Below are 20,501 nucleotides of genomic sequence, written 5' to 3'. Positions count from 1 at the left end.
TCAGGGGGTTGCAGAATTTGTAATCTTACAGTGGAAAATAAAAAATGTTCGGACTGCAATATGATTATTGTCCGAACAGGCAAAAAGAGAAGTGCGAAAGTATGAATTACTTAGCACTTCTGAATTTTTTTAAATTTATCTTTTTAAAAGGTAAGTTTAAAAAAATATTTAGCACTGAGTAATCTGTTTATCCTCAAATAAGCGGTTATAATTCCGTCCAAGCCGGATAAACAGTTTATTCCTTGTTAAAAATAAATTTTTGGCAAAGGATGTTCATTACAATTTAATAGGTAGTATAGTTGTAGTGTTTTTGTGATTGAAAAATAAACATTGGAGGAAATGATTAAGATGGCAGAAAATGATGTTTGTGAAATAAAAAAAGGCATTGATGGTGAATTTCCAGAAGGCAAGGTTTCTATCGGTAGATGGAATACAGCCGGAGGAAAACACCCTGAATGGCTTTGTGTCCAAAAAGGCGCAGGCCCTGCAGTAATAAAAGAGGCGCTGGAAAAGTATCCTTATTATAAGGATGAGTTGGCGTTTCTCGAAGCGCGCGGGGCGGATTTGGTTATCCATACGCCTCAATCAAGGAGAGGAATATGGATCGGAACAAACGGCTGGAGAATTAAAAGGCTTCAGCTGACGCTGGGAAAAGGGAGGGTTATTTTTGAAGATTTATTTTCCATCGAAGACGGGAGATGGACGATAATTAATACTTCGATGGGAATATTGACCACCTTTAATTTTGGCGCCGGAAGCAGTTTGTGTCATGAGCTTTATGAGCTTATGGAGCCTTATAAGATAGGGCACACAGACAGAGGCTGCGGCGACCAGCGAGTAGGAACATCGTCCTACAAAGCGGAGGTCAAAAAAGTGATTGAAAAATTTGTGGCTGAAAATAAGCCGCGAATTATAAGAGCTCTCTCTAAACAAAAAATAGAGGATTGGTTTTTTAATCCTATCCTTAACTGGGAGGGAATGCGCAGAGGAGATTGGAATTATTCTTTGGCATACTATTCGAAGGATGAGTGTATGATGCTGGGGAATATAAAGAATCTTTTGTGTTCCATTACTGAGCTGAAAAAGCGGCTCATGGATGAATGCGAACAAAAGCAGTTATATTTTGTTTATAGGAATCCGGAGTTTCTGGATATGTTGATCGAGTTTATTCTCGAAGTAATCAGCAAGGTTCCGGAAAACCTTCAAGAATTAAACAGTCAAATTGAAGGTTTGGCTGTTGATGTTGAAAAAACTATTCAGGATTGTAGGCGGTGTTATAATCTTGATGAAAAGAAATATATTGAAACACCGAAAATAATTAGGAGTGATAGGAAATGAGTGCTAATCAGAAAAATAAAATCATAAACTGGAATTCCAAAGGAGGTTTCGGTTTCGTGACGGTGGATGGAAAAAGAGTTTTCGTTCACACTACTGTAATTCGGCCGAGACAGGATCGCGGCACGGATCTGAACGGTGTGGAAATCATCGTTCAAAAAACAGAGAAAACCTATAAGGGATTCTCTGTGGTTTCCGCGCTGACTGTGGTGGAATTTGAAAAGCAAGAAAAGGAACAGAAAAGGGCGGATGAGGAGCTTGTGGCAGACAGGAAGAAACTTGCAGAGCTTTTGTCAGGACTCCAAGAAAAAATCCAAGATAAGTTGCCATTGTATGGTTCAACTTATTTGGATGGCGCCATCATAAGAGAATTAAAAGGCGAAGCAAATGTTTTGTCTTTTAACGAAAAGGATGGTGCGGTTATTGATTTCACACAAACTTTGTTGGTTTGTGTGGGAAAAGCAACCGAAACGATGACTCTTGCTTGGAGAAGTGAGGGCTGGAAGAATATTTCGCTAAACTCCAATTCTTGGGTGTATCAGCCCAAGGAAGAAACAAAAACCATGGAAGTGGAAATGGGAATTCGCTTCAAGGGATTCGTCAAGGCGGAATTTCCTGCCATCGCCAGCGCGCCATACATTGAAAAGAATGCCGTGATTCAGGATTTCACGTCCGTAACTCCGGTTGGAGTTGCGACAAAGAAAATATCTTTGTATTCCAATCCGCCGGATGGAATGGAACATCCCGAGGCGTTGTGGGGAGATAATATTGCTTCTCTGATCGCCGAGGTTGACATGAAAGTGTTGACCGAAGCGGGAATCCTTAGCGATAAGATTCCTGAGGTAAAGCTCAAGGTGGAGGATTTCAGGGTGGATCACAATACTACCTATGAATATGAATCTAACGACAGTCGAGGAACACGAATCGGCGGTTCAAGGTGGACCACCTATCATGGAGGCGTCAGGATAGACATTGCTCATTCTTATTTAGTTAAGGAGGGGTATGTAGGAATCGGTTTCCAAATCGAAATGGATTACGGACTGGACAGACTCGAAATAGAAAAATACATCCGCGAAAAAATACAGCACGCGGAAAAGCGCGGACTGAAGGGATATGATATCCAAGAGTATGAGGAAAAGCTTTTTTCTCAGATAATATTGCAGATTCCTTCATTTTCAAGAGAAGAGGATTTGTGGATTGTTGATGAGAAAAAGCTGGCTTTCTACCAGCTCGGAGATATCCCTCATGGTCAGGCAGTGATTTCGGTCGATCTGGAAAGCAGCACTCGGGACAGAACTGTCAGCAAGGCGGTAATCGTTGCTAAAAAAGCGACAGCCGATAAGCTGAAATTGCCGGGAACGCCTCTTGCGGAAGCAGTCGTTTGGTGGAAGAATTCGCCATGCGAAGTGATTCCGCTTGTACAGCAGGCAGAGCAGCTGCTTGCTAGGTTGCGGGAAACTGTTGCTTCTAAAACCTTTTCTTGTTTCCCTGTGGAAATAAGAGAAAAGATAGAAAGTCAACTTCGTTCGAATACGAATTTCCAACCTTTTGACGAAGCAAATCCGGAGTATGTGCGCGATTGGTGTTATTACACCAAATGCGCAATAGATGCTCTGGAAAACGCAGAACCGCAAGCCCTTGTTCTTGCCGAGAAAGAAAAGGGTGGAGAAATTGTAACTGGCTTTACCGCCTGGCATCGCATAAACGGAGCGACTAACCAGGGTGATGGTTGGGTAATTCGATTAGACGGCTCGCTTCGCGAACGTGACAGTGATGATGTGCCTCGACAGAAGTCCGATGGTACTTATCGCTGGGAAGTTGTTCATCTTGAGGAGCTTGCAATTTCATGGTCCAAGGCCAATACAGCTGCGGGACATGAATTCGTAGTTCACAAGCTCCCTGTAGATGGTTGCACTCCGGAGCAACTCGCGACGGTTGAATGCCTTGAGCAGGCGATAGAAAAGCGGCTCAAGGGGACAACTGGCATGTCTGGGAAAGTCAGCCCAAGCATCGGCAAGGGCTGGAATCTCGGAGGAAAAAATAAGGAGGTAAGAATAGAAGAAAAGAAAGAAGAAAAAGATGGTTTGGCAAGTGAATTTGCCGAATTCAACAAAACTTTCGGACGTTAAATAAAACGAGCCGAAAAAAATAAAAAATATTTATTAAGAGTGCCGAGCGGCAAACACTTGGCACTCCGAATTTTTTCCAAGTTTATCTTTTTAAGGGTTTTGACACACCCCTCGCCCCTCTTGAGAGGGGAAGGAAAAGAAAGGTAAATTTAGAAGAGGAAATAAAGATCTTCGTTTCCTGAATGATAGAATCAAAAGAATGTGCACGACAAACAATAATTCTCTTTCAAAACCAGGCGGGCAGAATATTTGTTGTAGCCATAAGTCAATGATTTAAGGACATAACAAATCTCTCTCCAGGCTGCTCGCTTGATTTTTGAAGAATAGCTAACAAGAATGTCAAAAGTGCAATATGTCTGTACGCATTACCCTCATCTATTGACAAAAAGCATAAAACGTGCTAATATGTAGAGTAATCAATAAATAATAATAATCTGGAGAGGGGAAATGTTCGAAGAAAGAACATGCCACGCCCCTCTCCACTCCTAAACAAATTACTACGACTGATATATAGTGAATTGTTTGTAGTATACGTGAATAATTCACTGTCTATCATAATATTAATCTAAAGGAGGAATGACGGTGAGTTTAATAAAGATAACCGAAGAAATTAAAGTTAAAATCAAAGAAGAAGTTAAAACAGTTGTCGTATTTTTCGTATTTTTCGAAGTATTGAGCCTGATCGCAGCTGTAATTGTATGCGGTATCAACTGGTTGCACGGCTTTGGAAAAGATACATATTCGATCTTCAAAATTGCACCAATTATAGCAGTCGCGTTTACAGTCATTTTCTATGCTGCGACAAAATTATTCTCAGGAAGTGATGGATATGGTTGCGGACGGAAAAGACCGCGAATTCCGATCAAGGGCGGATGGTACTGAAGATAACAAACTTATCACTTTTTCTTTTCTTTCTTAAGTTTATGAAGAAGTTTATTGATTTAAGAAAGTTCAGGATATAAAAAAGGAGTTAGTAATTAACGTTCATTGAAATATTCAAAAAGAGAAAAGAAGGTATTTATCAGAGTAGCGAACGGGTGATCGGGTCAGCGGTCGTTCTGTTCGTTGCTCTGATGAAAGGGCGCGATATGGAGTGATTATATGAAATATATATTAGTATGTGCTGCGGTCGCTTTGATTCTCGTATCTGCGATCTCAATTATGAAACAAGAAAAGAGAGAAGTCGAGATTCCCGTGGTATTCATTTCAGATAGTATGCTACCAAGAGCGGATAGGGTGTATTTCTCCGAATCGTATTTTGACTTTATTCAAGAAGAATTCCATGATGACCGATTCCCGATGAAATTATCGGTAAAACCGGTATATAGAAAATATGTTCCGATGGAATATAACTTTTCCGAATATACGGAGAGCAATGATCGTGTCAATGGAAAGGAGATTCTGAGAAGTACCGTGAGCGGTATCAATAGTACCAAACCATTATTTGTTTTCATAGTAACGAATGGAATTAGTTCGGGATCCGTTTTTACTGCGGAAATCCAGAGAGAAAGCGGACTGACTGATGTCTTTGTGGTCGTCGGGTATAACTATACTCAGATGGCGGACACGAACTACGATTCCGTCATAGGTTCGATGAGAGAGATAACGGCGACGGCCGTAAACCAATATGTCAAATTAAACAATTTGACACAATGATCTTTTCTCTTTATTTTTTCAAGTTTGCAATATGGATTGTGGATTTGAAAAAGCCCTGAAACACATCGAGCATGTTTTAGGGCTTCAAAAAAATAAACGCCGCAGCACGGCGCTTATTTTTGTTTCGGCAGATCATTACATGACGCTTTTCACAAAATTATTCAGCTCATTGGTCGGAATGAAAAGGTCTCCGCCTTCGCTGATACCGACTATTTCTCCTTTTACATTGATAACGGTGGCGCCGTTATATGAGTCGCTCAATGTTTTCATGATCATGATTCGTTTTTGAATTTTGGGACTCTCGTTTTTATCAAGGGGCGATATATAGTCGTTTATGAACTTTGAAACTATGTCGATCGCAATGCCGTCGTCTATGAGAATAAGTCTTTCGCCCAATTCCAGATCATCCGAATCAGCCAGCGGAATAACCGGCAGGTTATTCTCTTCGATCTTGATTATTGCAAGTCCGGAAACCGCGTCCATGTTCACCAGTTTGGCTTCAAGCGTTTTTCCGTCATTCAGTCTGACGCTGTAGAGTGTTTCGGTTTTTTCCGTCTTCGTGTCGTTCGCCGTATCTTTATTGGTATCGGCGGAAACAACTGCGGCCTTGTCGGCAAATATCTTCGATGATGTGACGATATAGCCGTTGCTCGTTAAAATAATACCGTTGCTTGCATATTTATATTCCGAACTCTTGGGATCAGTATTTTTGAGGATGCGTACGATGGAGGGGGATACTTTTTTGATCGATTCAACGATGGCCTTATCTTCCGTGATATTTACATTCTCAGTTATTCTGACGACCGTCGTGCCTTCGTTGATCTTTTTTATAAAGTCGTATTTGTTCAGCTGTGGATATGCGGCAATGAGATAGGGAAATGCAATCCTGTCTGCCGCGATCCCGCCTATGCCTCCGACTATCAGAACGAATATCGCATATAGTATAAATTTATATACGCAATGGCATTTTTTGTATTTGCATTTATCGCTTAGATCTTCAACTATTATATCATCCTTAGGCTTGCTGAAGAATTTTTCGGCGGCCTCCTCGCTTTGTTTTTGCTTGTCTCTGATGGATTTGATGGTTATGTTTTTCATTTTTGTTAAGATTAAATTGTGGCTAAAATATCCCATTTACTGGTTATGATCATAATGATTCCGGAAACGATAAAGAATGAAAGGTTGTACATTATCGTGCTTCTGGTCAGTTCGTTACGAAGATAGCTTCTGAGTACATTCCATGCCGTGTAGTAGGAAATGAGGACGATCGCGCCAACGGTCAGCTGATTTGACGGCCAGAAACTGAGAGCCCAGACCAGCTCTGAGATCAGAAGCGCGAACAGGAATGAATAAAAGCCGAATGTCTTGTTTTTTGCGCTGTCGAGGTGGAGTTCAAGTTCCTTGCTTTTTATGAAGTTTATCTTTGTGAGATAGAAAGTCGAGGCCAGGGTTTCCAGGAATATGACCGCCAGCACTATCCATGTCGGAAAACCCAGATCGGTGTAGATCCCGTAGATGCCGCTGGAGAAAAGGAATATAGAAAACATTATTATGGACTGATTGAGATTGAACCCGGAATCCAGGATGCTTATCTTCATTTCCTTCGATTCTCCCGGGTCGCTTTTCCGGGCAAAAAATTTATCCATTCCGATCAGCGAAAACATAAAAAGCATCGAGGAGAATGCCATATAGATATATTGCAGATTCTTTTCTCCGAACGTAATAAAGAACAGAACTATGCTGCTGGAAGATATCAGTGAAAGGAGTACGGGCAGGAATTTGTATCTCGTTATCCAAAAAGCGCTTAAGGTTGAAATGAGAAAAAGAACAAACAGGGAATTGAAAGACAATGCGAAGCTCCGGAAGAAGATATCAAGTACGATAAAGAACATGAGAGCGGGAACCGCGAATTTCAGATATTTTGAAATATACATCAATTATAGTTATGGTTTTATAATGGTGCCGAGGTGCGTATTTCCGAGGAGCGCTTTTTCCAATACGCCCGGTTTAGATATGTTTACGATCTGGGAGTAGCTTACTGACTTTGGAAGCTTCAGGAGTTCCAATATTTTTCCTTTCATTCCTCCGGTAACATCTATTGCCGTCGATCCGGAAAGGTCTATGTTTTCGAGATTGCCGCTGTTTACTGATCTTATTAATTTGGCATTTTTGTGGAGATTCGGATCACAATCAAAAACGCCATCAACATCGGTGCCTAATATGATTCTATTCGGTTTAAAATATTTGGCAAGATGAAGGATTATGCTGTCGCCGGACAGGATGCCGAATCCCTTCTGTGCGTCGAAGACAATATCTCCATGGAGCATCGGAACAAAACCCAATTCCAGAACTTTGGATACTATTTTCAGATTTTGCAGTTTCAATTTACCGGAATCGGAATAGAAGAGCGATGACGGCCGGAGCGATATTGTACTTACGCCGCAATTCCTGAGCTCCTCTGATATTTCAAGATCAAGTTTCGCAAGATCGCATCCGATGTCGGAAATAGCCCCGATCTGTTCTTTGTTTCTGAATCCACCGGCTAGGGAGTATTTTTCGGAGAGTACGTGTCCGAACGATCCGACGCCGTGTACGACGATCAGTTTGAATCCGTCTTTTTTCATTGCAGATGCAATTTCTCCCGAAAGTCTTTTCAGGTTTTTTCGCTCGATCTTTTTTTTGTTTTGTTTTTTTCTTGTGAGAACCGATCCGCCCAATTTTATAATGACCAGATTGCCAGTTTTCATTTATTATTGTGATAATATCTCAAGACGATTCTATTTAAAAATGATCTTTTCCTTCTCGCAGTCGATCCTGACGCTGTCGCCCTCCTTGATCTTGCCTGCGATTATCTCAAGGGCGAGCGCGTCGAGAATCTCGTTTTGAATGACCCTTTTCAACGGTCTTGCGCCATAAGACGGGTCATAGCCTCTTTTTGAGATCAATGATCTTGCTCTCTCGCTGACGGTTATCTTTATGCCGTTCTTCAATAGACGCTCAGCCACTTTCGCTATCTGCAGATCGACGACTTCGCTTATCTCTTTCTGTGTCAGAGAATGGAAAATTATTACCTCATCGATGCGGTTCAGGAACTCCGGCTTGAAGTGATGTTTGAGCTCCGCCCTTATTTTCCCTTCAAACTCTTCGTCCTGATTTTTCTTTTTTTCATTGCGATTGACGAATCCAAGGGAGGAATATTCCTGGATCATTTCGTTCCCGATATTGGATGTCATGATTATTATGGTGTTTTTGAAGTTTACGACCCTTCCTTTCGAATCGGTCAGTCTTCCGTTGTCCAGGATCTGAAGGAAGATATTGAATACTTCGGGATTCGCCTTTTCGATCTCGTCGAAAAGTATTACCGCGTACGGCCTTCTTCGCACCTGTTCCGTGAGCTGTCCGCCTTCTTCGAATCCGACGTAGCCGGGAGGCGATCCGATCATCCTCGATACCGCATGCCGTTCCATATATTCGCTCATGTCGATCCTGATCATCGCGTTTTCGTCGTTGAACATAAATTCCGCAAGCGCTTTGGCAAGTTCTGTTTTGCCCACTCCGGTCGGACCCATGAAGATAAAAGATCCTATGGGCTTATTTTCTTCAGAGATGCCCGCTCTCGATCTTCGGACCGCGTTGGAAACTATTTTAATGGCGTTTTTCTGTCCGATCACTCTTTTTTCTATTTCATCTTCCATGTGGGAAAGTTTCACTGATTCCTCCTCGATCATTTTTACGACAGGTATTCCCGTCCACCTCGAAACTACTTTGGCGATGTCTTCTTCCTGGACTTCTTCCTTCAGGATGGGGCGCTTGCCTTGTATCTTCAGCAGTTTTTCCTGGTCGGATTTTATTTTTTTCTCAAGTTCCGGGATCTTTCCATACCGTATCTCCGCAACAGTCTGGAGCTGGGCATTTCTGTCCGCGATCTCGGCTTCCTGCCTCAGGCCGTCGATCGTTTTTTTGGATGAACGGATGTTGGAGATTATGTCCTTTTCATTCTTCCATTGTATTTCAAGGTCTTTGCTTTTTTCTTTCAGGTCGGCGATGGTCTTGGTCAGCTCCTTTTCTCTTTTTTTGGAATCGCTGTCCTTTTCCTTTTCGAGAGCTTTCTTTTCGATCTCGAATCTTCTGAGTTCGCGCTTCATCTTGTCCAGCTCGCCCGGCATGCTGTCAATTTCCATCCTGAGGGCCGAAGCGGCCTCATCGATGAGATCAACCGCTTTGTCGGGAAGGAATCTGTCCGAGACATATCTTGAGGAAAGGGTTGCGGCGCTGACCAAAGCTGAGTCCGTTATCCTGACCCCGTGATGGACCTCATATTTTTCTTTGATGCCTCTCAAAATGGAAATTGTGTCCTCGACGCTCGGTTCTTTGACATAAACAGGCTGGAATCTTCTTTCGAGGGCGGCGTCCTTCTCGATGTATTTTTGATATTCTTTAAGCGTTGTTGCACCTATGGTATGGAGTTTTCCTCTGGCGAGCGCGGGCTTCAGCATATTCGAAGCGTCCATTGAACCTTCACTGGCTCCGACTCCTACAACCGTATGGAGTTCGTCAATAAAAAGGATTATCTTTCCCTGCGATTGCTCCACTTCTTTCAAGACCGCTTTGAGTCTTTCTTCGAATTCTCCTCTGAACTTTGTTCCGGCGACAAGCGAACCCAGGTCGAGTGCGATAACCTGCTTGTTCTTCAGCGATTCCGGGACATCTCCCGCAACGATCCTTTGGGCAAGTCCCTCGACGATAGCCGTTTTTCCGGTGCCGGCTTCTCCGATCAAAACCGGATTATTCTTTGTTCTTCTGGAAAGGACCTGCATGACGCGCCTGATCTCTTCTTCGCGGCCGATCACGGGGTCCAATTTTTCTTCTTTTGCAAGTTTGGTGAGATTTTGCGCATATTTTTCAAGGACCTGGAATTTGCTTTCCGGTTCCGAGTCCGTCACTCTCTGCGCGCCTCTTACGTCAACAAGGACTTTCAGAATGTTTTCATAGGTTACATTGAATTTTATCAGCACATCCTTAAGCGGTCCGTTGAGTTCGGTTATCGAAAGGAGTATGTGTTCTGTGCTTATGAAATCATCCTTGAGCTTCGCGGCTTCTCTTGCCGAGCCCTCAAGAACATGGCCGAGGTATACTGTGAGATAAACCTGTCCGGGCACCTGGTGCGGCAGCTGTATGTTCGGCATCTTGCTTATTATGGCGGCGATCTCCGCTTCGAGAAAATTTATCTGGACATTCAGCTTATTCAGGACAGGAAGAACAACTCCGCCTTCCTGCTTGATCAGTGCAAGAAGAAGATGAGAAGCATCGACCTGCTGCTGAGATTGCTTTGCGGCAATGCCTTGTGCGGAAGCTATGGCCTCCTGCGACTTCGTGGTGAATTTACTGGGATCTATCATATAAAAAAAGTTAATTGTTATATTGTCGTATTGCTAAATCAATATTATCGTTTTCAATCTGCTCTTTCAGTGCAATGTCGCTTGCATCTTTGATATTAAACGGACAATATGATGGAACAATATAACAATATAGCAATACAACAATGCAGCAATATGTATAATTTTATCTTTTTGACAGGCAAAAGTCAAAAAAGAAAGGAACATTTCGTGTTCCGTTTTTCGTTATTCTTTTTCTCGCCAATGTCTTTCCGTGGTGTTTTTCGATCTTCTTGCCATGAGCTTCACAAAGATATCGATATGTCGATTCCAGGATGTTCCTGCCGCAGATGAGGCACCATCTTGCCGGGCCGTTGCCTCGGATATCACTCATCTTATCATGGATGTTCTTCCAGCACTTGTCGCAGAAAAAATGGTGAATGGAACTGAACATGTCCTTTTCGCAGGAAAGGCAGTTTTCCGGAAGTTTGTTGTCCTCGAGATCTCTTGCGATCCTCAGCAATCTCCTTTTCTTCTTTCTTTTAACCGATGTGGTCATATCGATCCCTCCATGTCATATGGTAATGTTCCAATTGTCGCATCGACCGTAAATTGTAAACAATATTATTAAATTGTCAACTGTTCAAGCAATAAAAACAGAATAAAAAAACAGTCTCTTCTTCTGAAAAGACTGTTTGTGGATATGCAGCCGGGTCATGCGAGATACGCTGTTCCGCTTTGCGGCGGATCCGCTGCCGGATCCTTTCCGGTTTGTTAATCACCGGTCCCGATCTTCTTGCGCTTCAGCAGGTGGGTCAGGATCAGAAGCAAAGATATTGCTGATCCGAAAATGGCGATATACATCGATTTATAGAATGAATCCGGCCTGTATTTGAAAGTTATCATGTGTTTTCCTTCCGGAACAAAAATTCCGCGAAAGAGGGAATCGGTCGGATATATTTTTGTTTCATGTCCGTCAATATATGCCTTCCACCCCGGATAATATACGTCCGTTAGGACCAGATATCCGTCTCTTTGAACATCGGTTGTAAGCCGGATCTCATTGGGTTTATACGAAATGATCCCAGCCTCTTTGCTCTCCAGAGCAGGGTCATTCTCGAATGTCGGCGTTTCTTCGTTCCGTTCCGTTTCGATAAGCGCGGTGCTATCAAGTCTATAATCTTCATTCCACAGGAAGTTGTTGATGACTTCTTTAAATCCCGGAAATTTACTGATATTAAAAACTACAAAAGCTCTGGGTATGACCTCCGTATTCTCATAAATATTCACGTATGAGTCGCTGTAGGCCAGCTCAATGCCGTCGGTAGATTCGAGGACCTTGTTCGTTTCCAGATCGTTCTTGCCTTGAATGAAATACTTCACGCCCAAGATGTCAAAAAATCTATGGTGGAAATATTTATAGGCGTATCTGTCTTTCAGATAAACTTCGAAAACATTCTTAAAAACTTCATATCTGTAGATCTGAACTATTTCGTATCCGCGAATGTCCTGCAGGTTCCAAAGCACGCTTGCATTGGGACGCAGCAAGGAATCGAAATGATCGTTCTCGCCATAATTCGTAAAGCGATAATTGCCGATGTTATTTTGCATAAATTGAACAGCCGGATTTTCGGGATAGATCAGATCTTTCGGGATGACGGGATGATAGCCGTAGCCGTAATAAAACAGCTCTGCGACAGCCAATGCAATTAAAATGGCTTTGCCCAGCCTATGCCGCCAGGGATGTTCTTTATGCGAGATGAGTAGAAAGGCGGAATTTAGAAAAATAAAAAGTGAAACAATCAGTGTCGCTTCAGGGATCAGGTCTTTGCTTGTCAGGCTAAAGTTGGAAAAATATCTCTTTCCCACCACAACAAACAGGAATATTGCCGCAGATGTCAGCGCGTATAGAATATTGAACGATATTATCCGCCGTTTCAGTTCTTTTTTGTCCGCTTTAAGGAAATGATCCGTTCCATATGCGGCCAATACGGCTAAGGCGAAAACAAACACAAAACGCAAACGGCCGATAATCGTCAGCTCGAACATGGGCAGATAGGAAACGATCCTGAAGACCGGAAAATTCAAGAAAACACCCATGCAGAAAACAGCGATGGCAGTCCAAAAAAATATATTCTTTCTGTTCGCGCCGAGCCTATGCAGCGAGCTTAATATGGCCAATAGAGCAAAGATCAAAGGAATGATCCCCGGATGAAAGGCGTTCTCGTTGTAATTTTTCGCGCCCCAATATTGTCCGTTCGCGGGATTGCCGAAATAATCAGGATAGATCACCAGTGCAATGTTTCCCAGGGAATCTTTCACGTCACTGAGATTGCGCCATCCATTCCATTCTTTTGTTATGATCCGGCCTATGTCGTTTCCCGCCAGGCCGTCCCTGCCCGTAATGAAAGAGGTGCTTTGTTTTAAAAGTTCAAGCGTCGGAATGACCTGGACCGAAGCAATGCAAAATCCCAGAATTATCCCCAGAGTCAGCGAGACGGATTTTTTCATGATCATCTTTTTTCCGGTCTTCCATGGTCTGTATTCGCTAAGCCTGAAAATGGCATAGACTGCGGAAACCGAAAGAAGAAACAGCGATATTTCCGGATTTCCGGCAAAGAACTGAAATCCGATAGCGAGAGAGAACAGTCCTATGTACATTTTGTTTCTGTCGTGCTGTAATATCTTATCAATAAACAGGAGCAGAAAGGGAAGCCAAATGGCCACGCTGGTCAGGGGGTATCCCATCCAAGCGACTATCGGACCGGAAAACATAAAAGAAAAACCGCCTACCATCGACCCGCATTTCCCGACCCCGAGGTTCCTTAAAAATGCATAAGTGAATATGCCGGCCATCAGAAGCGATGCAAAACCGGAAAAAGCATAAAAGTCATTTGCGGAAATATTCGTTAAATAGGAGAACAGTTTTGTTATCTCAAAAATGGATGATTGGTCGTTGGCTAAAAATGGCATGCCTCCCAGTGTATATGGATTCCATAGGGGGATATAGCCATTTTTAAGACTTTGAAATATATAAGCATGCCAGGGATACATCTGATAGACCAGATCGGAGATCAGGTCATTGCCTCTGAAGTTCTCCGCTTGCTTGGATAGCGGTCCATAGAGATAATCCGATTTATAGAGAACGCTTGCCGGAACCATGCTTAAGCCGTAAAAGATCGACTTATAGAAAAATAATGTCAGAACGGAAATAAAAACCGAGCATATTCCCATGAATTCTTTGATGCGCATATTCAATTGTTTACGATATATAATAAAATTCTGAAATTATCATAACATACAACCGCAGATAAAGTACAGGAGGTGTTTATTTGCCGGGCATGTTCTTTGCACGAGATATGTCCTGATCTTTATGGCCGGCGATCCGGCCAAAAAAAACAGCCTTTTCTTTCGAAAGGCTGTTTTTGAAAAAGAACTAATTTCCGCAAGATGAGCTGTTCTGATTTGCCGCAGCTCCATCTCCGAATCCCGGAGCGGGCTGCGTGCTAGACAGCTGCTGGCTGCACTCCGACGGCTGATTTGTGAAGGCCGAGCAAATGGTTGAAAGAAGGCTTTTTGAATCTCTGCCGGCGCTGGCCACTGCGCCATTGATCACCAGAGTCGGAGAACCCTGGACACCATATTGTTCGTTCTCGGTTTTATAGATATCGAACGGAGGGTAGTTGCCTCCCGACCAAGTGCTCTTGTCGTTCAGCTTCTCGGTGATCTTGAAGGTCTTGTCGGTCGCTTTGACGCAGGTGTTCAGCTGATTTGTATTGATCCCCGCGCTTTTGATGCAGTCGCTTGAGTTTCCGGCCTTGAGGAAACACTTCAGATAATTTTCATATTTGGCCGTCTGTTCTTTTTGGATGCAATACTGATTCAGTTCCTCGGTTACTTCTTTCTCTCCGTGCATTGCGTAGTTGACGAATTTGATCGTGAAATCGATCTTATTCTTGAGCAGGTCTGCGACGGGGAGCATGCCTTTTTCGATCTGAGTTCCATAAGGACAGTGGCTCATGACGAAAAGCTCCACTTTCGGTTTGTCGGTCTTTGCGATCTCTTTGGGCTGGGCCGGGGCGGATGCCGTATTGCCGGCTGCAGCTACTTGCTTTTGAGCTTCAGTAACATCTATTACCTGCGGGAAAAACTTTTTTCCGTCCATGGTCAGGAATCCGGTAAGATCCTGCGGTCCATTTTGACCCGTTATGGAAATGCTCAGCTTATAAAGACCATCTTCTTTTGTGACATCTTTGAGGGCTATTGCTGTTCCTGACGGGACCAAGCTTTTGATTATGTTCTCTATGTCGGTATTGCTGAGGGCTCCTGCCTGTTTATTCTCACCGGGGACAATGCTCTTTATGATATTTCCCAGTCCGGAATCGCTTCCGTTCTTGTTTGAATCATATAGATATATCTGGGCAGCTGAAATAATAAGCACCGAAACGATTATCAGTTTTACAAAAAGCTTGATCGAGAAACTTCTTTTTTTGTCCGTGTTCAAACCGGGGATCGCAGCATCTGTTTTTGACGCTTCGCCCGGATTTTGGACGACTTCGTTCTTTTTCTCCTGGGTATTATTTTCCATTTTTTTTTGTGAGTTGTTAAAAGATATAGATAATGCTTTGTAGCCTAAAAGTTTTCGACCGCATTTTCCAGAAAACATATCTTAGCTTTTTTTCTTTGCCAGTTTATCGTTATGGCGATCACATCTATCTGCCAGGAAGTGTCTTCCGGAAACAGATTCTCCTGTAAGTAATACAACGCAGTCCTGATAATCTTTCTTTTCTTTTGCGCGTTGACGGCATCCTGGGGAAGCCCGAACATTTCCAAGCTGGAATCCGACCGCGTTTTCACTTCAACGAAATGCAGAATATCATTTCTTCTTGCAATGATGTCTATTTCCCCGATCCTTTTCTGGTAGTTCTTTTCAACTATGGCATATCCCTCCTTTTTCAAGAAGTCGCATGCGATGCTTTCTCCCAAATTGCCCTTGTCTTTATTGTCATGCATGCTTAATAAGGGAAAATATGATTAAAGCTGAGAAAGCACCTTCGCCGTGATCGAGCTGAGAGCGTGAGTCTGATTGTCGTAATAATAAAGAGCGACGACGATTCCGGTATAAAAGAAGATGATCGCAAAAAGCCACATGAAATCAGATATCATATTGTAATTGCTTTCAACGGCTTCCGGCGCATGTTTATGCACATGTTCCGTTTTCTGAGTCTCGGAAATATGGGCCGCTCGGCGATTCTTGAACTTGTTTTTTTTGCTCATCTTTATTGATTAAATGCTTAAATTGCATACATACAGTTTATAACTATATATATAAAAATGCAAGCGTATTGTCAAGGGATAAAAAATAAAAAAAAGGATCATCCTTTTTTCAGATTTGTGCAAACTTCTTTCATAAATATCTTTTGCGCGTCAGGCTCTATGTCTGACCTCATCATTTTTACGATATCCATTACTGTTCTTGTTCTTCCGGTTCTATGCACTATACCGTCATTCTTGTGCCAGCTGACAAGTCCAAGATCATCTAATTTTGTCATTGCAGTTTCCGCCTCTTTCATATCCAAACCCAGAACTTGTGCGACATTTTTCGTTTCGGCCGGAAGCATTCTCAAGACTTTGATATATTTGAATGCGGTTTCCAGCACATTGATATTGATCGCGTCGGTTATCTCATCCGGAACTGTTACTTTGTTTCTCATTTTGCCCTCCTGCTTGCGATAGCTTATAACTATCACATATCCGATCCCGTGTCAATAACGCGAAAAGGTTTCGGCATAACCCGCTGATATTGACAAAATAGGTAAAATAATGTAATATGTATGGTGATGAATTTGGTGTAGGATAGCCGGAATAAAGAGTTGACCCGTTTATTCTGACTATCCCATATCAAAAGATCTATGGGTAAAAGGGCGGAAATTCATATATCCGCTGTGTATGTAATGCACTTTTACATAGAGAAATTAAGATCATATACTGGGAAATATAAAAGGGTGATAAATCATGGCAATGCAAGATATTATGGAAATAGAAAGCGATGTTTACGCGCTGTTCGGGACTGCCAGATCGCTTCTGAGAGTGAACGATGAAGGGTCTGAGATCATTGAAGCTCTTTCCCTTTGGGATAGAGGGGAGATAGAAGCTGCAAAACTCATTTTTGATGCAGTCAGAAAGGATGAATATAGCAGTTTTGATGAGAGGATCCTGGCTCGCGCAGGATTGGTGGTATATTCGCTTGAAAGAAACCGAGTATTTTCAGTAAAGGATGCCCTCAGCACAATTTCGAAGTTATTGAATGAAAAATGTTTTGTCGAGTTCATTCAATTTGAAACACTGGAAATAAGAGAAGAAGCAAGTATCGAAGATCTCGATTCCGGAATAGAGATATTCAAAAAAATGTTCCCGATCCTGGAAAAGCTTGAAAATTCAGGCAACAGAGAAGTTCGAAGAACTGCATCGGCAACCCGAATAATCTCGGGATATCTTCTCTCGAAGTTCTATTATAACAGAAATAGGTGGCAAGAAGGGGTCGAAGAACTTTCAAGAATTGAAATGCACGAAATAGCAAATAAGCATTTTGACATGCTATCTCGCATTTTTCTGTTAAAGGGAGAAATGTATAAATGTCTCGAGGGCAAAGAGTCAAGGGGCGCAGCCGAATACTCCAAAAAATGGGGGGCAGTGCTATCCCTTATGGGAATTCACTGGAATGATAAAAACGAGAAAAAAAGAGAAGAATTAATAAGATCCATATTTGGGAGCTGACAAAATTAGTTGGCCCCATTTTTTATTATGGTGCCATAAAACCCCGTGGCTTGCCACGGGGATGAATGGCTTATGAAAGAAAGTCTCGGCGGAGCCGAAACAGCTCATAAAAAACCTACCCCGATACTCCGCTGCTTGCAGCGGAGTTGGGTTCATAATCCGAGATCGGTATTATCGGAAGCGCGACGTTTATGTTTTTTTCTAAAAAAAAGAAGATAAATTTGTTATATTGTTAATAACATATTATCATCTTGAGTTATTCCGATCGGTTTGATGTCGATAATGTCAGGATCTGCGCTGTTAGCCGTTTCCCGTTGCTTTTCCACCAGAGCCATGGCCAGCAGTGCGCTCCAATCGTCATTTTCTGTGACATTTTGGAAGCTTCTTTGAAATATTGCTTTCTTCAGATCTCTGCAACCCTCCACATCGGGGCATAAAAGAAGTGAATGCAATAGTTCTGTGCACTGGCCAATGTTCAGATTCATCTCAAGAAACTTTTCGAACAATCTGTTTTTTGTTCCGGAAAATCTCTTTTTGAGCTTTTCACTTTCCTCTTTGGTGTGGCATCGTGATCCGCAATTGCACAGATTGTCTAACTGGTAGATCGAAAGAAGCGCCATAAATTCCATGTTTTCGAATTTTATCGCTTTTTCTTCCATTTTCTTCCAAAGGATATTCTCTACCGGATCTCCCCGTTTTGTCCACAAATACATTGAATTCATTTCATCGAACGTTGCTTCGTCAATGCCCTTAATGCATCTGATCCCGCTCACTTTGGAATGAATGATCATCATGTGGATCTTTGTCGCTAATTCTTTTTTAAGGTCATTAAATCTCAATTAATTCACCTCGCGTAGAGTTGAACTGCCAACCATATTCTGGCAGTCAGATCTAATATTGATCCCGCGATCCATAGGCAATCTGACGAGCGAAAAATAGGTCATTTCACAAAGAACCTTTTGATCTGGCTGAAAAACAACATGCTATTGTATCATACAAAAGTAAAAATGTCAATATTAGATCTGCGGAAATTTATTGTCCGGGTCTATTGAGCGAGAATATCCATCGTATGAGTTCCTTTAGAATTTCGATGAAAATAAAAAAAATAATGGATGACGTTCCATTATTTCTTATGTATTTAGCGTTTGCGCAGTACAGACAAGAATGCTTCCTGGGGGATCTCAACCTTGCCGAAAGCTTTCATCCTTTTTTTGCCTTTCTTCTGTTTTTCGAGCAGCTTTCTTTTTCTGGTGACGTCGCCTCCATACAGCTTGGCGATCACGTCTTTTCTGTATGGCGTTATGGTTTCTCTTGCGATGATCTTTCCGGAGATCGCCGCCTGGAGCGCAACGGCAAAACTTTGTCTCGGGATCACATCTTTCAATTTTGCAACGATCCTTTTTCCTTCGTTGAAACTTTCTTCTCGCGGGACGATCCTTGAGAATGCCTCAACTCTTTCTTCCGCGACAATGATATCAAGCTTGATGAGGTCGCCTTCTTTGAATCCGATCAGCTCATAATTCATAGAAGCGAATCCGCTCGAAGCGCTTTTCAGATTATCATAAAAATCCACGATAATGTTTATGAGCGGGACTTCATATTCAAGAATAACCCTGTCTTCGGAAAGATAATTCGTGCTTTTGTAAACGGCGCGGGAATTTTCCGCAAGCTTCATGATGGGACCGATCTTGTCTTTGGGAAGGATTATCTCAAGCTTCGCCCATGGCTCCTGGATCTCTTCGATGACTCCGGGGTCGGGCATATCAGCCGGTGAATATATAACGAACTCCTCGCCGGTCTTTTTTATGATCTTATATGAAACGGAAGGAGTCGTGATGACGAGGTTCATGTCGTATTCGCGATAGAGTCTTTCGCTGACGATCTCCAGGTGGAGCATTCCAAGGAATCCGCATCTGAAACCGCGGCCGAGAGCCGTGGAAGTCTCCGGTTCAAATGAAAGAGATGCATCGTTCAGTTTCAGCTTTTCCAGAGCATCGCGGAGTTCGGGATATTGTTCTCCGTCAACGGGATAAATGCTGGCGAAAACGGTGGGCTTTACTTCTTTGTATCCGGGAAGCGCTTCAATCTTGCTTACATAGCCCTCTTCATCCATTTCACTTTCATATTTGGTGATAGTATCTCCGACGCGGCATTTTGAAACTTCCTTGAGTCCTGTCGCAATATATCCGATGTCTCCGGCCTCAAGATGGCCGGTTTTCAAGAGGGTGGGTTTCATGATCCCGATCTCAAGAACTTCGGATCTTTGCTTTGCTTTCAGAAAATATATTTTATCTCCATATTTTATCGATCCGTCGACGATCCTGACCTCGGCAACAACTCCTTTATATGAATCGAAATATGAATCAAAGATCAGCGCTCTCGGAGCTTTCTCCTTGTCGCCCTTCGGCGGAGGGACGGATCTTATCACTTCCTCAAGAACTTTCGGAACATTCTCGCCGGTCTTTGCGGAAATCCTGAGGATCTTGTCGATCGGAGTTCCGACGAGGTCGCTTATCTCTCGCGCAACTTCCTCAACTTTCGCGTTTGGCATGTCGATCTTGTTGACTGCCGGAATGATGACGAGGTTTTGCTCGAGCGCGAGATACAGGTTTGCAAGTGTCTGCGCCTGGATCCCCTGCGTCGCATCGACAAGAAGAATGGCGCCTTCGACTGCCGCAAGTGATCTTGAAACTTCATAGGTGAAATCGACGTGGCCCGGAGTATCGATGAGATTCAGAGTATATTTGTGTCCGTCCAGCTCGTATTCCATCTTTGCGGGCTGGAGCTTTATGGTTATGCCCCTTTCCCGCTCAAGGTCCATCTGGTCAAGAAGCTGATCCTTCATCTTTCTTTGCTCAACTGTGTGCGTGAGTTCGAGCAAGCGGTCCGCGAGAGTGGATTTTCCGTGGTCGATGTGTGCTATTATGCAAAAATTTCTTGTATTCTGTTGGGACATAAAATTTTGAGAGTAGAAAATAGAAAGTGGAGAGTAGAAATTATGAATTCTGAAGGATTGCCATCCTCATTATCCGCTTACCAATTTCTACATTCCACATTTTAAGCAAACGATTAAAAAAACTGTATAAACCACAGTATCTATAATATAGACTATTATATTTTGCTTGATTTGGCAAATATCGAGAGTTCGAAGACGGAGATAAATTATTATAATTTCCGGCATATATGGAGCGGTAGAAATCGAGGAATCCGGCAAATGTATGATCTGGGC

At 42.7% G+C, this 20,501-nt stretch carries 17 protein-coding genes; 5 read left to right on the top strand and 12 right to left on the bottom strand.

Annotated elements, in window-relative coordinates:
- The first annotated feature begins 348 nt into the window (after positions 1-348).
- The 4 genes from WC788_05295 (at position 349) to WC788_05280 (ending at position 5,120) form a co-directional block, all read left to right on the top strand.
- Positions 349-1,338, top strand: coding sequence for a hypothetical protein (locus WC788_05295; protein ID MFA6097014.1), 990 nt, complete (start codon positions 349-351; stop codon positions 1,336-1,338).
- Positions 1,335-3,464, top strand: a complete 2,130-nt coding sequence (locus WC788_05290; protein ID MFA6097013.1) for a hypothetical protein — start codon at positions 1,335-1,337, stop codon at positions 3,462-3,464. The genes WC788_05295 and WC788_05290 overlap by 4 nt, the downstream gene beginning before the upstream one ends.
- A 576-nt stretch (positions 3,465-4,040) precedes the next feature.
- The gene (locus tag WC788_05285) at positions 4,041-4,346 is read left to right on the top strand and encodes a hypothetical protein (GenBank protein MFA6097012.1); all 306 of its coding nucleotides are present in this window, start codon (positions 4,041-4,043) and stop codon (positions 4,344-4,346) included.
- Between the two features lie 219 nt (positions 4,347-4,565).
- Positions 4,566-5,120, top strand: a complete 555-nt coding sequence (locus tag WC788_05280; GenBank protein MFA6097011.1) for a hypothetical protein — start codon at positions 4,566-4,568, stop codon at positions 5,118-5,120.
- Positions 5,121-5,255: 135 nt separating this feature from the next.
- On the opposite strand, the gene WC788_05275 is transcribed toward WC788_05280, so the two are convergent.
- The 10 genes from WC788_05275 to WC788_05230 form a co-directional block, all read right to left on the bottom strand.
- Positions 5,256-6,218 (bottom strand): S1C family serine protease, encoded by a 963-nt coding sequence (locus WC788_05275; protein MFA6097010.1) that lies wholly within the window; start codon positions 6,216-6,218, stop codon positions 5,256-5,258.
- A gap of 11 nt (positions 6,219-6,229) precedes the next feature.
- Complete coding sequence (locus WC788_05270) at positions 6,230-7,054, bottom strand: hypothetical protein (GenBank protein MFA6097009.1); 825 nt, start codon at positions 7,052-7,054, stop codon at positions 6,230-6,232.
- 9 nt (positions 7,055-7,063) lie between these two features.
- Positions 7,064-7,867 (bottom strand): isopentenyl phosphate kinase, encoded by an 804-nt coding sequence (locus WC788_05265; GenBank protein ID MFA6097008.1) that lies wholly within the window; start codon positions 7,865-7,867, stop codon positions 7,064-7,066.
- Positions 7,868-7,897: 30 nt separating this feature from the next.
- Positions 7,898-10,519: an ATP-dependent chaperone ClpB gene (gene clpB / locus WC788_05260; GenBank protein MFA6097007.1), complete on the bottom strand. Its 2,622-nt coding sequence runs from the start codon at positions 10,517-10,519 to the stop codon at positions 7,898-7,900.
- A gap of 163 nt (positions 10,520-10,682) precedes the next feature.
- Complete coding sequence (locus WC788_05255; protein ID MFA6097006.1) at positions 10,683-11,054, bottom strand: hypothetical protein; 372 nt, start codon at positions 11,052-11,054, stop codon at positions 10,683-10,685.
- Between the two features lie 215 nt (positions 11,055-11,269).
- Complete coding sequence (locus WC788_05250; GenBank protein ID MFA6097005.1) at positions 11,270-13,747, bottom strand: YfhO family protein; 2,478 nt, start codon at positions 13,745-13,747, stop codon at positions 11,270-11,272.
- Positions 13,748-13,931: 184 nt separating this feature from the next.
- The gene (locus WC788_05245) at positions 13,932-15,083 is read right to left on the bottom strand and encodes a hypothetical protein (GenBank protein ID MFA6097004.1); all 1,152 of its coding nucleotides are present in this window, start codon (positions 15,081-15,083) and stop codon (positions 13,932-13,934) included.
- Positions 15,084-15,127: 44 nt separating this feature from the next.
- Positions 15,128-15,508 carry a YraN family protein gene (locus WC788_05240; protein ID MFA6097003.1) on the bottom strand — a complete coding sequence of 127 codons (381 nt, stop codon included), beginning with the start codon at positions 15,506-15,508 and terminating at the stop codon, positions 15,128-15,130.
- Between the two features lie 21 nt (positions 15,509-15,529).
- Positions 15,530-15,772, bottom strand: a complete 243-nt coding sequence (locus tag WC788_05235) for a hypothetical protein (protein MFA6097002.1) — start codon at positions 15,770-15,772, stop codon at positions 15,530-15,532.
- A gap of 98 nt (positions 15,773-15,870) precedes the next feature.
- Positions 15,871-16,209 carry a hypothetical protein gene (locus tag WC788_05230; protein MFA6097001.1) on the bottom strand — a complete coding sequence of 113 codons (339 nt, stop codon included), beginning with the start codon at positions 16,207-16,209 and terminating at the stop codon, positions 15,871-15,873.
- A gap of 301 nt (positions 16,210-16,510) precedes the next feature.
- Here WC788_05230 and WC788_05225 point away from each other — a divergent pair, with 301 nt between their 5' ends.
- The gene (locus tag WC788_05225; protein MFA6097000.1) at positions 16,511-17,272 is read left to right on the top strand and encodes a hypothetical protein; all 762 of its coding nucleotides are present in this window, start codon (positions 16,511-16,513) and stop codon (positions 17,270-17,272) included.
- Positions 17,273-17,496: 224 nt separating this feature from the next.
- Here WC788_05225 and WC788_05220 read toward each other — a convergent pair whose 3' ends face one another.
- Entirely contained in the window at positions 17,497-18,111 is a 615-nt protein-coding gene (locus WC788_05220) for a hypothetical protein (protein MFA6096999.1), read from the bottom strand.
- Between the two features lie 299 nt (positions 18,112-18,410).
- A complete protein-coding gene (gene lepA / locus WC788_05215; GenBank protein MFA6096998.1) occupies positions 18,411-20,228 on the bottom strand; it encodes a translation elongation factor 4 in 1,818 nt (605 codons plus the stop codon).
- Positions 20,229-20,501 lie beyond the last annotated feature (273 nt).

The sequence above is a fragment of the Candidatus Paceibacterota bacterium genome, assembly GCA_041661265.1.
GTDB lineage: Bacteria > Patescibacteriota > Minisyncoccia > JAHIHE01 > JAGLIN01 > JBAZUT01.
The sequence above is the reverse complement of the archived record's forward strand: the minus strand, read 5'-3'. Positions and strand labels throughout refer to the sequence as shown.

Coding starts and splice junctions, on each gene's coding strand:
- WC788_05295 (MFA6097014.1), top strand. CDS start 349: ATGGCAGAAAATGATGTTTGTGAAATAAAAAAAGGCATTGATGGTGAA.
- WC788_05290 (MFA6097013.1), top strand. CDS start 1,335: ATGAGTGCTAATCAGAAAAATAAAATCATAAACTGGAATTCCAAAGGA.
- WC788_05285 (MFA6097012.1), top strand. CDS start 4,041: ATGACGGTGAGTTTAATAAAGATAACCGAAGAAATTAAAGTTAAAATC.
- WC788_05280 (MFA6097011.1), top strand. CDS start 4,566: ATGAAATATATATTAGTATGTGCTGCGGTCGCTTTGATTCTCGTATCT.
- WC788_05275 (MFA6097010.1), bottom strand. CDS start 6,218: ATGAAAAACATAACCATCAAATCCATCAGAGACAAGCAAAAACAAAGC.
- WC788_05270 (MFA6097009.1), bottom strand. CDS start 7,054: ATGTATATTTCAAAATATCTGAAATTCGCGGTTCCCGCTCTCATGTTC.
- WC788_05265 (MFA6097008.1), bottom strand. CDS start 7,867: ATGAAAACTGGCAATCTGGTCATTATAAAATTGGGCGGATCGGTTCTC.
- clpB (MFA6097007.1), bottom strand. CDS start 10,519: ATGATAGATCCCAGTAAATTCACCACGAAGTCGCAGGAGGCCATAGCT.
- WC788_05255 (MFA6097006.1), bottom strand. CDS start 11,054: ATGACCACATCGGTTAAAAGAAAGAAGAAAAGGAGATTGCTGAGGATC.
- WC788_05250 (MFA6097005.1), bottom strand. CDS start 13,747: ATGCGCATCAAAGAATTCATGGGAATATGCTCGGTTTTTATTTCCGTT.
- WC788_05245 (MFA6097004.1), bottom strand. CDS start 15,083: ATGGAAAATAATACCCAGGAGAAAAAGAACGAAGTCGTCCAAAATCCG.
- WC788_05240 (MFA6097003.1), bottom strand. CDS start 15,508: ATGCATGACAATAAAGACAAGGGCAATTTGGGAGAAAGCATCGCATGC.
- WC788_05235 (MFA6097002.1), bottom strand. CDS start 15,772: ATGAGCAAAAAAAACAAGTTCAAGAATCGCCGAGCGGCCCATATTTCC.
- WC788_05230 (MFA6097001.1), bottom strand. CDS start 16,209: ATGAGAAACAAAGTAACAGTTCCGGATGAGATAACCGACGCGATCAAT.
- WC788_05225 (MFA6097000.1), top strand. CDS start 16,511: ATGGCAATGCAAGATATTATGGAAATAGAAAGCGATGTTTACGCGCTG.
- lepA (MFA6096998.1), bottom strand. CDS start 20,228: ATGTCCCAACAGAATACAAGAAATTTTTGCATAATAGCACACATCGAC.